At 38.7% G+C, this 16,215-nt stretch carries 13 protein-coding genes; 3 read left to right on the top strand and 10 right to left on the bottom strand.

All coding sequences use genetic code 11. From position 1 onward, the window contains the following. Positions 1-121 precede the first annotated feature (121 nt). Entirely contained in the window at positions 122-829 is a 708-nt protein-coding gene (locus AC2VNP_RS14900; RefSeq protein WP_486918080.1) for a hypothetical protein, read from the bottom strand. A 60-nt stretch (positions 830-889) separates the two neighbouring features. Then, on the bottom strand, positions 890-2,218 hold the full coding sequence (locus tag AC2VNP_RS14895; protein ID WP_486918079.1) for a polysaccharide biosynthesis protein: 1,329 nt from the start codon (positions 2,216-2,218) through the stop codon (positions 890-892). 184 nt (positions 2,219-2,402) lie between these two features. Here AC2VNP_RS14895 and AC2VNP_RS14890 point away from each other — a divergent pair, with 184 nt between their 5' ends. After that, positions 2,403-3,704, top strand: a complete 1,302-nt coding sequence (locus tag AC2VNP_RS14890; RefSeq protein ID WP_486918078.1) for a methyl-accepting chemotaxis protein — start codon at positions 2,403-2,405, stop codon at positions 3,702-3,704. A 51-nt stretch (positions 3,705-3,755) separates the two neighbouring features. Here the strand turns inward: AC2VNP_RS14890 and AC2VNP_RS14885 are convergent, their stop codons facing one another. After that, the gene (locus AC2VNP_RS14885) at positions 3,756-5,099 is read right to left on the bottom strand and encodes an aminotransferase (RefSeq protein WP_486918077.1); all 1,344 of its coding nucleotides are present in this window, start codon (positions 5,097-5,099) and stop codon (positions 3,756-3,758) included. A gap of 491 nt (positions 5,100-5,590) precedes the next feature. Beyond that, a complete protein-coding gene (pgmB, locus tag AC2VNP_RS14880; RefSeq protein ID WP_486918076.1) occupies positions 5,591-6,271 on the bottom strand; it encodes a beta-phosphoglucomutase in 681 nt (226 codons plus the stop codon). A gap of 91 nt (positions 6,272-6,362) precedes the next feature. Between pgmB and AC2VNP_RS14875 the strand changes: the two genes are divergently transcribed. Continuing rightward, positions 6,363-6,794 carry a VOC family protein gene (locus tag AC2VNP_RS14875; RefSeq protein ID WP_486918075.1) on the top strand — a complete coding sequence of 144 codons (432 nt, stop codon included), beginning with the start codon at positions 6,363-6,365 and terminating at the stop codon, positions 6,792-6,794. 48 nt (positions 6,795-6,842) lie between these two features. On the opposite strand, the gene AC2VNP_RS14870 is transcribed toward AC2VNP_RS14875, so the two are convergent. The 5 genes from AC2VNP_RS14870 to AC2VNP_RS14850 form a co-directional block, all read right to left on the bottom strand. Further along, the gene (locus AC2VNP_RS14870; RefSeq protein WP_486918074.1) at positions 6,843-8,042 is read right to left on the bottom strand and encodes a class I SAM-dependent rRNA methyltransferase; all 1,200 of its coding nucleotides are present in this window, start codon (positions 8,040-8,042) and stop codon (positions 6,843-6,845) included. A 25-nt stretch (positions 8,043-8,067) separates the two neighbouring features. Continuing rightward, positions 8,068-9,441, bottom strand: coding sequence for a 23S rRNA (uracil(1939)-C(5))-methyltransferase RlmD (rlmD, locus tag AC2VNP_RS14865; protein WP_486918073.1), 1,374 nt, complete (start codon positions 9,439-9,441; stop codon positions 8,068-8,070). A gap of 168 nt (positions 9,442-9,609) precedes the next feature. Next, the gene (locus tag AC2VNP_RS14860) at positions 9,610-10,500 is read right to left on the bottom strand and encodes a diacylglycerol kinase (RefSeq protein ID WP_486918072.1); all 891 of its coding nucleotides are present in this window, start codon (positions 10,498-10,500) and stop codon (positions 9,610-9,612) included. A gap of 129 nt (positions 10,501-10,629) precedes the next feature. After that, positions 10,630-11,781: an amidohydrolase gene (locus AC2VNP_RS14855; protein WP_486918071.1), complete on the bottom strand. Its 1,152-nt coding sequence runs from the start codon at positions 11,779-11,781 to the stop codon at positions 10,630-10,632. 199 nt (positions 11,782-11,980) lie between these two features. Next, on the bottom strand, positions 11,981-12,583 hold the full coding sequence (locus tag AC2VNP_RS14850; protein ID WP_486918070.1) for a DedA family protein: 603 nt from the start codon (positions 12,581-12,583) through the stop codon (positions 11,981-11,983). A gap of 252 nt (positions 12,584-12,835) precedes the next feature. Here AC2VNP_RS14850 and AC2VNP_RS14845 point away from each other — a divergent pair, with 252 nt between their 5' ends. Next, positions 12,836-14,368 (top strand): glycine betaine uptake BCCT transporter, encoded by a 1,533-nt coding sequence (locus AC2VNP_RS14845; protein ID WP_486918069.1) that lies wholly within the window; start codon positions 12,836-12,838, stop codon positions 14,366-14,368. Between the two features lie 407 nt (positions 14,369-14,775). On the opposite strand, the gene gatB is transcribed toward AC2VNP_RS14845, so the two are convergent. Beyond that, positions 14,776-16,209, bottom strand: coding sequence for an Asp-tRNA(Asn)/Glu-tRNA(Gln) amidotransferase subunit GatB (gene gatB / locus AC2VNP_RS14840; RefSeq protein ID WP_486918068.1), 1,434 nt, complete (start codon positions 16,207-16,209; stop codon positions 14,776-14,778). Between the last annotated feature and the right edge of the window lie 6 nt (positions 16,210-16,215).

Here is a 16,215-nt window from a genome sequence, read left to right as displayed (position 1 = left end):
CTTTTAGGTTCAATATGGTTTGTTGAATAGTAACCATAAGAACCCGAGTATCCTTTAGGTTTAATTGGAAGTTCTATATTAAAGAAAAAAGGCTGCCACCTATGTGACAGCCTTCTTAAAGTTATTCTCCTTCTATTCGCTCCGCTACTCGAACTTCTCCAAATATCTCCTGGGCTAATTCGCTTTGATAATGAATTTGGATAAGTCCTTTGCCTTTTGCAAATACATACTTTTCATCACCGTCTTTTATTTCGACTTCAATCGCTTCCCACTCTTGATCATTCCAAGTTACCGTTGTCGTGTTGGGCGGAATGTCGGATGTAAAAAACAGTTCATTGAAATTCGAGTCTTGTGCTTTCATCCATTCAAAAGCAGCCTGCTCTCCCTCTTCTTGAACCTTTGTTTGCAATTCTTCATAAATTTCATACTGTTCCTCAGAAAATTGGTGAGTAACGATGACCTTTTGTTGCTCGTGATCGACTTTTAATAACCTAAAATGCCCTAGCGCATGTGCTTGGTGTCCCGAAACAAAAGCGAGATCCTCATCTTTATAAAGAACATTCATTCCTAGTCCTAAACCTGTCCCCGGACCATCCGTTTCAAAACTCGAAAGAACGTCATACTCTTCAATAATATCTTTAAACGTTAGCTCATCTGCTTCAGCAGCCGGCTCTTCTTTTTCAGCCGGTTCTTCCTCAACGACCTCACCATTTGGTTCTTCAATCGGCTCTTCTTCAGCCGGCAATTCTTCCCGAGGTTCCTCTGCATTACCGCACGCTGCAAAGAAAAAGATCATACTTACACTAAGCAGTATTTTTATCCAGTTCATGTTACCTCTCCTTCCTTTCATACTACCGGTATTGCCTAAATCTATAAAAGAAAAACATCTTTAATACTTAAAATGAGATGGTGCTCGCAGCAGTAATGTTGATCCTATTTTATTACAAATGGTAACGTAGTGCATCAAAGTCAATAATACAACTCCTGTGTTCATTCCAATGATGATACCTTGCATTTGCAGCTGCTCCATTGAACCGAGGAAATACATTAAAGCAAATGAAATAATCGTTGCCCAAACCGCATGAAGAAACGCATCCTTTACCAGTCCAAGACCAATTAAATACGCTTGCATCGGCATAACGAAATAGTGAAATAAAAAGTAAAGACATAATAGCTGCAGGTATCCCGCTGCTCGAGACGACTCAAAGAACAAGGTCGTTAGCGGCTCAGCGTACACATAGAAAATAGTGACTGCTACGAGTCCATAAAAGAAAGTAAATAGCATTACTTTCTGTAATAGTGTTTGTAGTTTGATAAAGTCTCGTTTGGCATAGGCTTCAGAAACCGTCGGAATGAGAACGATTAGCAAGGAATGCGCAATAAATGCAGGAAAGAAACCGATTGTAAAGGCCACACCTGCTAATTTACCATATTGGGCCATTGCTACTGCCTCAGTTAACCCTGAATTAAGTAAAGCTGCTTTGATTAAAAAAGGTTTTATAGCAAATGTTACCGCATGAAAAATTCGAACACCTGTCGTTGGAATAGAAACGGCTAGCAATTGCTGCCGTACGGTCTTTCCACTTATCTTTTCACTAGGTTCCTTTTTCAAAGAATTTAACTGTAGAAAATAGGCGGTTATTAAATATAAAAATACAATTAACTCACTGCCAATTAACGTACATATCGCAATGAGGATCGCTAATTCATGTTCAAAATTAAACCACTGGAAAAGGATCACTAGTAATATCAGTTGAGCTGCGCGTCGTAAAAAGTTAGATAATGCGATCTTCCCCATTCGATGTGAGCCCATAAAGTATCCTCTAGCTACTGAGGATAGTGAGATGATTGGGATTAATAAAATAATCAGCCAGCGAATCATCGGATGATAACGATCGAACACAGGAATAAACGGTAGAACAACTGTAACGAGCAGGACAAAAATAATTGTGAATAACAACGTAAACCTTAGTGTATGTTGCAACATGTTGAGATGATATTTTTTATCTTGCTCCGCAATAAACTTAGAAATGGATATTGGCAGTTCTATACTGGCGAGAACAACAATTAAAATAATCGTTGGGAGAATGGACATATAACGCCCTAGCGCTTCATCCCCTAATTCTCGAGCCAATACCATGTTAATAACAAACTCAAGGCACTCACTCAAAAATGCCGCAATAACTAATAGAAGTGCACCTTTAAAAAATGTTTTCATGAGACTCTCCTTATCTATACATGCTTCTATATAGATATGAGACAAGTCTAAATAATATCTTATTCTATTTATAATTTTATCTTTTATATAAAAACTCTTATAAATACATAGACAAAACTTATACATATATTGTATATTTATAGCACAAGAACTAGTACGAAAAACCTAGAAAGGTTGGGATGGTATGTTATTTCAATTAAAAAAGAAAGAAGAATATCAACCAAAACTTGAGCTTCCAACGGGGGATTCTTTTAAACTATCCGATAAACAAAAAGAATTACGCCTTCAGTACATGACATTTTATAAAGACCATGCTCTCTTATTAAAGGAATTACAGCCAGTCGTCTTACAACTCTCGGATCAACTTTTGAATAAAACATTGGACCACGTTCTTCAATTTCCAATGCTTGAAAAAATAGCAACGACCCATTCTTCACGTGAACGATTGTTTGAGGTGTTTCATTTTTACTTAAGATCCATTTTTTCTGGAGAAATAAACGACCAATACATATTACAACGTGAAAGAATCGGCGGTGCTCATAATAAAGGAGAGCTTCCTATTGGGTGGTTTTTAGCTACTTACCAACTTTTTCAAACCTTGCTGATCCCCCAACTCGTCAAGCATCTCGAACATGAACCGGAAAAACTAGGCAGGGCTATTATAGCTGTCACACATGCCATTAATTTTGACTCTCAAATGATTGTTGACACATATATTCAAAGCCGTATCAATGAAATCGAATCTCTCAATCGCGCAAACTACCAGCTTCAAGAGGAATTAACAGCTATTAGCCAAGAATTAGCCGCGACTATTGAGCAAACTGAAGCAACAACGACGGAAACGGCTGAAAAAGCTGTGAGGATTGGGAACGACACTGAAAGTACCGTTAAAAGCAGTCAAAACCTTAAAAACTTAATGACAAAAAGTGAACATGATATGGTTGAGATGGAGAATTCCTTTTCTACTTTAATGACAGAAGTGAATATCTCGTTAGAAAAAATTGAGGATATGAAATCGATCTCAAATCAAATTAACACGATGACCGCTGAAATTGAAAAGATTGCCGATCAAACCAATTTACTCGCTTTAAATGCCTCTATTGAAGCAGCACGTGCAGGGGAACATGGGAAAGGCTTTTCTGTTGTAGCAACCGAAGTGCGCAAACTAGCCGAATCTTCCAAACAACTTAGCAATGACATTATTTCACTTGTAAAAGATAGTAATGAAAACATCACTAGTTTAACGAATACAATGAACCTCATGACGCAATCTACTAAAACATCAAATATCAGTTTAAAAACCGTAAAAAACGGCTTAACTACAGTTGGGATGGAAATGGACCAATACTCGACAATGTTTCAAAACAACAAAAAAGATATTGATGAAATCATTGCCGCGATTCAGGAAATTAATACAGCAACGAGAAGCCTCACCTACTTATCAACGTCGTTAACCGAAAAGGCTGAAAACCTAAATACACATTAATAGATTTGTAAAGAAAAAACAGGCTTACCGCCTGTTTTTTCTACTCTCTCTTTATAACTGGTCAATCGCCTTTTTAACGGTTGAAATCAGGAAATCAAGATCCTTTTCTTCAATAGTGAGTGGAGGCGAAATGGATATCACATTATTATACCCCGCTACCGTTGCCCCGTTTTTCGCTAAAATTAATCCTTCATTTTTACAAGCACTTAAAATTTGGTTTACTAGTTTTACATTAAGAGGCTCTTTCGTCTCTTTGCAGGTTACTAGCTCGATACCCATTAATAGACCTTTTCCTCGAACATCACCAACATTCGGGTGGTCAGCTATTGCATTCCTAAGCTTTGTCAGCGTTTGCTCTCCCACTTGCTTGGAGCGCTCAAACAGGTTTTCTTTTTCCATTATTTCTAGGTTTTTAAGAGCAACTGCGCAAGAAGCAGGACTCCCGCCAAACGTATTCACATGACGAAAATAATCATATTCCTCTGAACCTTTAAACGCTTCATAGATTTCCCGCTTCACCGCTGTTGCTGCTAATGGTAAATATCCACTTGTAATCCCTTTGGCCATCGTTATGATGTCAGGTTTGACTCCATAATTCATAAAACCGAATGGCTTACCCGTTCTTCCAAAGCCACAAATTACTTCATCGACCATTAACAGAGCGCCATGTTCTTCACAAACTTCTTTAACCCCTGTCATATATCCATCGGGTGGAATTAAAATACCGCCGCCTGTAATAATCGGCTCCATAATCACAGCAGCAATCGTTTCACTTAGCTCCCAAGTCATGACTTGTTCTATAGCTTGAACCGACTTTAATTCTCTTGGTGTGGCAGAAGAATCTTCCGGCGAGCGGTACGAGTCTGGCGGCGGGACATGGATAAAGCCCGAAGCTAACGGTTCATACTTATATTTACGTTGAGCCTGCCCTGTTGCAGCTAAAGTCGCAATCGTATTTCCATGGTACGAACGATATCGAGAAATGATCTTATGTCGATGATGGTCTCCTTTTTGTGCATGATACTGTCTCGCAATTTTAAAAGCCGTTTCATTCGCTTCAGATCCGCTGTTCGAAAAGAAGAAAACATAATCATCTTCTAACATATTATTAAGCTTTTCAGCTAATTCAATCGCAGGCAAATGACTTTGTGTTAACGGATAATACGCTAACTTTTTCAACTGGTCATGGGCTGCATCGGCAAACTCCGTTCTCCCGTACCCCGCATTAACACACCATAATCCGGCCATCGCATCTAAGTACCTTTTTCCATCTGTATCTGTTATCCAAGCCCCACTTGCTTCCTGAACAACCATTGTAGCCTCAGGGTTATACGGCTTCATTGCATGCCAGACATACTTCTCATCCTTAGCTAACACTCTGTCCATCTCAGTCATGTAAACGTCGCCTCCTCAATTTTTCATGTCGTTTGAGGGTGTTGCCGTTTGGTTTACAAACATGCTTTTTCTAACGTTTATTTGAAACTACCCTTATTAGAAGCTATGTAACATAAACTAATTGATGACTGGATAAAGGAAAATGTTCCGTAATAGCGATTTAAGATAAGCTCTTATCTGCAACGTTCCATTCGGCCTTGATTCTGATACGCTAATTATTGAATCGTGCAGGCTAGCAATTTAGCGGACTGAGAGGACCTTATTCTAGGGTAAATCACCTAATTTTAATATCTTGCGGACTGAGTGGCCTTTATTTGCTTAAAACCATTCAAAAACATCACAAACAGTAATAAATAAGGGCTTCTGAGTCCTGTAACTAAATAGAATAGATGGTTTCTTCTTAAATAAAGGCCTGTGTGTCCGCTAAACCAAGTTCAAAACGAAAATAAATCCATACGATGCTACAAAATTACAGATGGACACCAAAATAATTAAGAACGAAACGAATCGCCTAGTACCACAATTTCTGTCAGCTTTTCATACGTAATTTCACTCGTGTCATTCACATGCCAATCGGCTGCTTTTACCGCTGCATGAGTACCTACCCCAATTGAAAACATCGGTGTTTGTTTAATCGCCTTAATTCCAGCTTCACTATCTTCAATCGCAATACAATTCTCGTATGAAACATGCAAGGCATCGGCTGCTTTTAAGAAAATTTCCGGATCAGGTTTCATCTTTTGGACATCGCGAATATCCACGATGTGCTCAAAAAAATGGCTGATTTCTAAATGGTTTAACACGGTTTTTGCGTTAGAGCTAGCAGAAGCGATGGCTAGCTTTATGTCATTTTGTTTTAATTGTTCCAGAAAGTTGGCCATCCCCGGTAAGATGTCTTTACGTGTAATGCGTCCAATCAGTTGTTGATAGTATTCATTCTTCCGGTTCCCTAGTTCTTCTTTCTGCTCTGAAGTAAATGAAGAGTCGCTATTTTTAACAAGTGCTTCAATCAACGAAGCTCGACTCATTCCTTGCATTTTTTGATTAAGCACTCTATCAAAAGGAATATCCAACTCGTCGGCTACTCGTTTTGTTGCTAAGTAGTGGTATTCAACTGTATCAGCCAATACTCCGTCTAAGTCAAAAATTACTGCATAATAAGTTTGCTTCATAAAAACTCCCTCTCTAACAAAAATAAAATAAATCGATTATACTAAACAATACATTAAATCGAGTCAAACTTAAATTGGAGGAGTGGAACAAGTGGAAAAAGTAATTGACCATATTGGTATAGCTGTAAGAGATTTAGATAAAAGTCTTTCATTTTACAAGAACATATTAGGCGGGACACTAATAGACAGGTATAGAAGTGATGCCAAAGGTGTTGAGAGTGAAATTGCCATTTTGGATATTAATGGTGATAAAGTCGAGTTATTAGCTCCAACGAATAATACGACTTCACCTATTACCCGGTTTATTAAACAAAAAGGCAAAGGTGTTCATCATATCGCATACCGAGTAAATAACCTTGATGAAGCTTTAATAGAATTGAAACAACAAGGAATTCGAACGCTAGAAGATACATTAAGGATCAATAAACATGGACGAAGATTAATTTACTTAAACCCTGCTGATACAGAAGGAACCATCGTAGAATATTGTGATTATCCAGGTAATCTTGAACAACCTTTATAAAATAAACGAAGTACCGTGCCCAAATACATGCACGGTACTTCGTTTATTTTATCCTTTTATCTTTTCAATAAATACTACCTTCAAGTAGTTCCCTTCTGGAAACTCTTTTAATGTCTTAAAATCACTTGGCAGCGAATACTCTTCCAAGTACTTAAACTTTCCATTCATTTCCTTAAATGCTTTCTCGATCATACTTTTAAACTTACCCATTCCAAACGAACTGCAATTAGTAGAAGCTACAATGACGCCATTATCTTCTGTAATTGCAATCGTTTCTTTCAATAAATTCGTATAATCTTTTGCCGCACTAAACGTATGTTTCTTGGACCTTGCAAAACTAGGCGGATCTAAAACGACCATATCAAACTTTAAATTTTTCTTTCCCGCATATTTAAAATAATGGAAAACATCTTCCACAATAATATCCTGTGCTTCATAATCAATATCGTTAATACTAAACTGTTCAATCGTCTTACTCAAACTACGATTAGCTAGATCGACACTCGTCGTTTTCTTAGCCCCACCAAGAGCGGCGAAAACGGAAAAGGCACCGGTATAGGAAAAGGTATTTAAGACCGTTTTTCCTTTCGCATACTTGTCCCGAATGGCTTTTCTCACTTCACGCTGGTCTAAAAACACTCCCACCATTGCTCCTTCATTTAAGTAGATCGCAAAGCGTACGCCATTTTCTTTCACAAAAATAGGGAATTGACCTTGTTCACCTGTAACAAAATCATCTTCCTCAATGTATTTTCCAGCTGTTGCAAATCGCTTTTTTTGATAAATCGCCTTAAACTCTACAACCGTTTGAAGGGCTCGAATAATTTCATCCTTAAATTCATAAATCCCTTGATTGTACCAATGAATTAAGTAATAACCGTCAAAGTACTCAATCGTTAAACCACCGATGCCATCACCTTCGCCATTGAACACTCGGAATGCTGTCGTTTCTGGGTCATTGAATAAGTGATTTCGATGTTTAAATGCTCCAGAGAGTTTAGCTTCAAAAAATGTTTGATCGAAGGTTTCATTCTGTTCTTTTGAAAGGACCCAGCCAAACCCTTTGTTCTGTTTTCCGTAATAGCCTTTAGCAATAAAATGACTTTTTTCATCGACTAGTTGGACAATTGTTCCTTCAACTGTAACGTCTCTCAAGTTACTAACGGCTTCTTTCGATAGCAACGGATACCCGTTTCTATACTCATTAACAAACTTTTGTTTTATTTTTAACTTCGCTTCTTTGCTCATCGTTTCATCCTTTGATTTAATGGTCTTATTTCAATTCTAACACCGCAACACTTTCAACATGCATCGTATGAGGGAACATGTCGACAGGTTGAACTTCTTTCGTTTGATAACCGCCGTCTTCAAGTACTCGTAAATCGCGGGCTAATGTTGCTGGATTACAGCTAACATACACTACTCGCTTCGGTTTCATCTGAATAATGGTATTCAGTAACGCTTCGTCACAGCCTTTTCGCGGTGGATCTACGACGATGACATCTGCACGAATACCTTGGGCGTGCCACCACGGGATAACTTTTTCTGCTTCACCGACGGCAAAGTCGACATTATCTATGTTGTTTAATTCTGCATTTCGCTTCGCATCATCAATGGCTTGAGGTACAATCTCTACACCGTAGACGTGCTTCGCTTTTTGTGCTAAAAATAACGAAATCGTCCCAATTCCACAATACGCATCAATTACCGTATCCTCACTTGACAAGTGTGCATATTCTAACGCTTTATCATATAACACTTTTGTTTGCTCAGGATTGACTTGATAAAACGATCTTGCAGAAATCGCAAATTTCACTTCACCAATATAATCATAAATATACTCTTCACCCCAAAGAATATCGGTTTGATCACCAAAAATCACATTGGTCCTCTTACTATTTATGTTATGTACGATCGATTTCACTTCTGGAAGTCGCTCTCGTATATCTGAAATGAGCTGCTCTTTATGAGGTAAATCAATGGTTCTTGTAACAAGGACAACCATGACTTCTTTCGTGACTAACCCGTATCTGGCTACAACATGACGTAATACACCTTTATGCTTTTCTTCATCATATCCTTTAATATGAAGCTTATTTGCAATGTCTTTCACGGTTTGAACGACTTTATCATTTGCTTCTTGTTGAATTAAACACTCGTCCATGTCTATGATATGGTGGGTCCTTTCTTGATAAAATCCAGCAACCAGCCCACCCTCTCTTGTCGCCACGGGAACTTGAGCCTTGTTGCGATACCTCCATGGGTCTTCCATACCTAATGTGGGGTGCACTGGAATATCTGAAATCTTACCTATTCTCTCAAGTACATCTTGTACCATCTTTTGCTTTTGTCTCAGTTGGGCGTCATAGCTTAAATGCTGCAATTGACAGCCACCACACTGATGATAGACAGGACAAGGTGGTTCCGCTCGGTGCTCACTCGTTTCTAGTCGTTCCATTAATCGGCCAAATCCGTATCCTTTGTTAACTTTTGTTACTTTTACAACTCCACGTTCACCGGGAAGAGCTTTAGGTACAAAAAGGGTATAGCCATCAATTTTGGCAACGGCTGCTCCTTCATGGGTTAAATCTTCAAATACTACTTCATATTGTTGGTTTTTTTGAACTGGTATATTATTTTTACTCATTATCTCTCTTCCTTTACGTCCGAAATATGCTCCCATGATTGTAGCATAACTAAATGTATATAAAAAACTTTGACTTACTTATAAACTTTTAGCGCTCCCAACAGTATTCCCTTAACGCTGTTATTGGAGACAAACAAAAAAGAGCATCGTAATGCTCTTTTTGTTGGTTTATTTTTTTGGAGGACACAGGATTTGAAAATGTTGATACAGATTGACAAATTCGCCTGGTAACATCCCGCCATATTCACCGTCAAGGTTTAACTGCATGTCTCCTTCAACATAAACCTTAATCCGGTTAGCTTGTGTATAGATAACTTTTGGGTGGTTCATGTGCTCACCGCGCATCGCGAGACCACCGATTCGAATAAATTCAGGGAATGATGTTTTTTTAACGATAATTAAATCAAATAACCCGTCTTGGATTGAGGCATCAGGCGCTAGTTTTTCAAACCCGCCGACTGAATTGGTATTAGACACTAAAAACATCATGATTTCGCCTTCAAATAGCTTTCCGTCATATTCAATTCTTACAGAAGTCGGTGAAATGGACGGTAACTTTTCTAATCCTTTTATATAATAAGCGAGTTGTCCCATTAACGTTTTTAATTTACTAGGCACTTCATACGTTAATTCTGTTAGTGTTCCGCCTGCTGCTATGTTAATAAAGTATTGACTGCCTACTTTGCCAACATCGATCGGTTGCTGGTGCTCCCCGCACAACACATCACAAGCTTCTACGATATCTCTTGGGATATGAAGGGCTCTTGCAAAATCATTCGTCGTACCACCAGGTATTAACCCAAGCAATGGACGTTGTTCTAATTCTGCTAACCCATTGACCACTTCAAAGATTGTCCCATCTCCTCCAGCAGCAATAACTAAATCAAAGCCTCTTTCACCTGCTGACCTAGCCGCCTTAATTGCACAACCTTCCCCTGTCGTTGCATGGGCAGAAGCTTCATAGCCAGCCTTTTCAAGTCGCTCTAATACATACGGCAAACTTTTACGCATTTGCTCTCTTCCGGACGTCGGATTATATATAATTCGGGCTCGTTTCATACTATCTCCCACTTTTATGAAGTAATATCCATCTTATTACAATCTACTAACTTGTATGATAAGGGATACATGCTTCTTACACAAGTGATATCACACAACTTTTTCTGACATCCCTTTTAATGCATCTTTTTACTTTTCGTCTTGCTCGTACACAAGCTCCCCATCTACAAACGTCTTCCATGCGTAGCTATTTTCTCTTAGCGGATGCGCATCCCAAATCACGATGTCAGCATCTTTTCCCACTTCGAGTGTACCTGTACGATCTTCAATACCTAATACGGAAGCTGCATGTTCTGTTACTGATTTTAATGCCGTCAGTTCTGACAAACCTTCTTTTACAGCAATGCTTACAGAGGTTTGCAAGTACTGGATCGGAATAACAGGGTGATCTGTCGTCATGGCAAATGGAATATTCGCCTCTTCTAAAGCTTTATATGTCTGCCAGCCTTTATCTCTTAACTCTACTTTACTACGGCTTGAAATCGTAGGGCCGACTGTAAACTTCGCACCACTTTCCGCTAACAAGTGGGTAATTTGATGTCCTTCTGTTGTATGTTCGACACTTAAATCCAAATCAAACTCTTTGGCAATTCGAATTACTGTCATAATATCATCGGCACGGTGCGCATGAGCACGAACAGGAATTTTCTTTTCAAGAGCTAGTTGTAAAGCCTCTAATTCAAAATCAAACACATTCTCCCCGTTTTTCTTCTTTTCCATATAGTGCTTCGCTTTAGAAAATTGTTCACGAAGGATAGCCGCAACAGCCATTCTAGTTTTAGGTGCTCTTCCATGATTACCGTGAGCTCCTTTAGGGTTTTCACCAAGGGCAATTTTTAATCCTGACGGCTGACGGACAACCATCTCATCAACTGATTTTCCAAGTCTAATTTTAATACAGACTGTTAAACCGCCAATGACATTTGCACTCCCCGGTAATACTTGAGCTGTTGTAACTCCTGATGCTACCGCATCATGGAACCCTTGGTCATACGGATAAATTCCATCCATCGCACGTAAATGCGGCGTTACAGCTGAAGTTGTTTCGTTATAATCTTGCCCTTCCCAACGTACACCTTCTTCATCAATTCCTAAGTGGGTATGTGCATCAATAAATCCAGGCGTCACGTATCTTCCTTTTGCATCAATGACTTCTGCTTCTGCTGGAATCTCTACATCTTCTTCTTTCCCAACACTAATTAGTTTTCCGTCTTTAAATAAAAGTGTCCCTTTTGTGATTTCATTTTCACCTAAAATATGTGCATTAATAATTGCCTTCATGTGCAACAACTCCTTAATAAAATGCATGCTTGGTTACGCCTATTGTTTATAAATGTTAAATCTAATATGTAGCAGCTCCTCTGGTAGGCGGCTTCGACTTCTGCAAAAAAATAAAAAATCGATACCTATATCTTATTACGGGTACCGAAATATTTCAAAGACAAACTATTTTATTTTTTAAAATTAATTTCAAAATTTACTAACTTGTATAGGTTGTTGCTTCATCCTCTCTCTTACTTCGAAAGAGATTTCTTAAGAAAAAGCCGACGACAGCAATCGCAAAAACAACAACCGAAACCAGGTATAGATTGTGCTGTTGTAGGTTTTCAATCCCAGTAACAAGGATAAATCGTCCAAACGCAAAGTAAAGAGAACACCATATGAAACAACTAGTATATGAAACTACCGCAAATGTTACGAATGATAATTTCCGAGTTCCGCATAAAAACGGAATCGCATGTCGTAATCCAGCAAAAAAGCCACAGAAAACCAGTGCATAGGTGCCATGATCATCAATCATTTTCTTGCCTTTTCTTATAACACTTCTGTTTTTCAATTTGTTTAGAAGAGGGGCGCCAGCAAACCGACCCAATAAAAATGTCGTTGTCGTGGCAGCAATAATACCAAAGTAAGCTGCGGCAAAAGCTGGAATAGCTTCTAAATAACCGTGAGATAACCACCCGATACTTATTACAATGACTTCATTAGGAACAGGAAAAATAAACATTCCTAGCCAAAGCCACAGAAATAAGCCCCCATAACCAAATTCATATAAAATTGAAACCACCATTTCCCATTCCATCTTTGCACCCTCTCCCTATTTGTTCGGAAAAAGATATGCTGAATTTCTTTCGCGTTAGTACCAATTTTCATCATTATAGAAAATAAACCAATTAATGTGCACTTTAAATTATCCTGCAAAATTTTAGCGCTTTAACAAAATTTCGATTTGCTTATAACTATGCAACTCTACTACATATTACCAAACGTTTTAAAAACACATAAAGAAATAAAAACCAAGAAAAACTATGGTAAACGGAAGGAGCGTGTACATATGGAGAAAGCGACTAAGGTATTCTGGATATCTGTTGTAATTGCAATTGTATTCGTACTTTGGGGTGTCCTATTACCAAATCAGTTAACTAGTGTTATGGATGTTACATTAGGCTTCTTTTTACAAAACTTTGGTTGGTTCTACCAACTAGCGGCTACTTTCTTTCTTATCTTTGCTTTGTTTCTCATTTTCAGTCGCTACGGTAAAATAAAACTCGGGAAAGATGAGGATAAACCAGAGTTCAGTCGACCGACTTGGTTTGCGATGTTGTTTAGCGCTGGGATGGGTATTGGTCTCCTTTTTTTCGGTGTCTCTGAGCCAATTTCGCACTTTGCTAACCCTCCTTTAGGCGAGGCTGGGACGAGTGCGGCAGCTACTCAGGCTTTAAGGTATACATATCTCCACTGGGGATTTCATGCGTGGGCAATTTACGCTACGATTGCGTTAGGACTGGCTTATTTTAAATTCAGAAAAGGTTATCCTGGATTAATTAGTGCTACGTTATATCCGATATTAGGAGAGAAAACAAAAGGACCGATTGGCGGAGTGATTGATGTCGTTGCGGTCTTTGCTACCATCTTTGGGGTTGCTGCTTCCCTCGGTCTAGGTGCAGCTCAAATTAATGGAGGACTGAGCTACGTTACCGGTATTCCTAATACATTTAGTATTCAACTGGTAATTATAGCAATCATCACAGTGCTGTTCCTCATTTCAGCCGGCACTGGAATTAAAAGAGGGATTAAATATTTGAGCAATACAAATATGATATTAGCCGTACTTTTATTTTTCGGTGTACTTTTCCTTGGTCCTACTGTGTTCTTGTTAGAGCTTTTTACTACAACTTTAGGTTCTTATATTCAAAATTTACCTGCGATGGGATTACGATTGGCCCCTTTTAATGCGGATAATGCGGCTTGGATACAAGGATGGACGATTTTTTATTGGGCGTGGTGGATTGCATGGGCTCCGTTTGTCGGGACATTTATTGCACGTGTTTCGAGAGGGCGTACCGTTAGAGAGTTCGTAGTGGCTGTTTTATTTATTCCAACGATTGTCTGTGCTTTATGGTTTGCCGTTTTTGGCGGTACCGGTATTCATCTTGAATACAATTTAGGTATTCCAATCTCCGAGCAAACTCTTGAAACAGCTTTATTTCTAGTTTTTCAACAGCTGCCGCTAAGTGCCTTGTTGATTATTATTACCCTGTTTTTAATTACCGTTTTCTTTATTACATCCGCTGATTCAGCTACATTTGTACTTGGTATGCAAACGACAAATGGAAGTTTAGAGCCGCCCAATATTATTAAATATGTGTGGGGGATCCTATTAGCAGCCTCAGCTTCCATCTTAATGTATACTGGTGGATTAGCAGGCTTACAAACGGCGATTATCGTTAGTGCGTTTCCTTTAACGTTTGTTCTAATTGCGATGGCCTTCTCAATGGTTAAATCTTTAAATGCTGAAATGGGTCCTAAAAAACTAAAAGAACGGAAGAAAGAAACTGTAATGAAAGAACGACCCAATCCAACATAAAACTAATTTAGAAAAGTGCTACCGCCCGTTTAGTAAAGTCTCGATGGACGATGCGCTAGACACCTTCGAATATTAATATATAAAAAACGGTCTCTAATAGTGTTGGAAGTATTACTCCTAAACACTATCGAGACCGTTTTTGTATGAAAAAACTGCAATTTTGTAAATTACTCTGACTTATTTGTTCGTTGCTTTTTTTTACGGGCTCATAAGGTCCTTATTTTAACGGAAATCACCTTTTTAGGTCACTTGTGGACTCCAGAGGCCTTATTTGCTTAAAACCGTTAAAAAAACGTAACAATTAGTACTAAATAACGACCTCTTAATGCCCTATTACTAAGAAATTCACCGTTGTGGACAAAATAAGGGCCTGTGTGTTCCCTATTTGCATATTCATCATACCAAGCTTAACGTTTGCCAATCTCCTCAGTAATTAGCTTGTTAACCATTGGCGGGTTAGCTTTCCCTTTTGTTTCTTTCATCACTTGACCGACTAAGAAACCAATCGCTTTTTGTTTTCCTGCTTTAAAATCATCTACAGATTGTTGATTATTATCAAGAATAGCTACAACGATGCTGCGCAATTCTCCTTCATCTGAAATTTGCACGAGTCCTTTTTCTTTTACGATCGTTTCTGGATCGCCGCCATTTTCGATCATTTCTTTAAAGACTGTTTTAGCAATCTTCGATGAAATCGTTCCTTTTTCAATCAAAGAGATCATTTTTGTAAGGCTTTCAGGTGTTAATGGTACCTCACCAATTTCTTTGTTATTTGAATTTAAGTACGCTGACACATCACCCATTAACCAGTTAGCCACTTGTTTTGCATCGCCGCCTTGAGCTAATGTCTTTTCAAAGAAATCTGACATCGCCTTTGAAGCCGTCAATACTTGCGCGTCATAATCTGAAAGGTTTAGCTCAGCTATATAACGAGCTTGGCGCTCATGAGGAAGCTCTGGGATTTGGCTTTGGACACGCTCTTTCCACTCCTCATCAATAAAAATAGAGACGAGATCTGGATCCGGGAAGTAACGGTAGTCATCTGATCCTTCTTTTACACGCATTAAGATCGTTTCTTTCTTACCATCATCCCAACGACGAGTTTCTTGATGAATCACGTTTCCTTCCAACAGTTCTCTTTCTTGACGAACTTCCTCATACGCTAAGCCCTTCTGAACGTTAGCAAATGAGTTTAAATTCTTAAGCTCTGTTTTTGTACCGAATTCTTTTTGTCCAACTGGACGAAGAGAAATGTTAGCATCACAACGTAATGATCCTTCTTCCATTTTACAGTCAGAGACTTCCGTGTATTCAAGGATTGCTTTTAATTTTTCCAAGTAAGCATAGGCTTCTTCCGGTGTCCGGATATCAGGTTCAGATACAATTTCAATTAACGGCGTTCCTACACGATTAAAGTCAACTAACGAGTAGTCACCGTACTCTGAGTGTGTAAGTTTTCCTGCGTCCTCTTCAAGGTGAATCCGTGTGATCCCAATCGTTTTCTTCTCACCGTTCACCTCAATTTCAATCGATCCGTGTTCCCCGATTGGTTTATCAAACTGAGAAATTTGATACGCTTTTGGACTGTCTGGGTAGAAATAATTTTTTCGATCGAACGTTGTTTCTTCTGCGATTTCACAATTTAACGCAATCGACGCTCGCATTGCATATTCAACAGCTTGCTTATTTAAAACTGGCAGTACTCCTGGATGTCCTAAACAAATTGGACATGTGTGTGTATTCGGCGGGGCACCAAACTCAGTCGAACAGCCACAAAAGATTTTTGAATTTGTCTTTAACTCGACGTGGACTTCTAATCCAATTACCGTTTCGAATTTCATTTGTTT

The organism is Alkalihalobacterium sp. TH-98 (assembly GCF_057473385.1).
The sequence above is the reverse complement of the archived record's forward strand: the minus strand, read 5'-3'. Positions and strand labels throughout refer to the sequence as shown.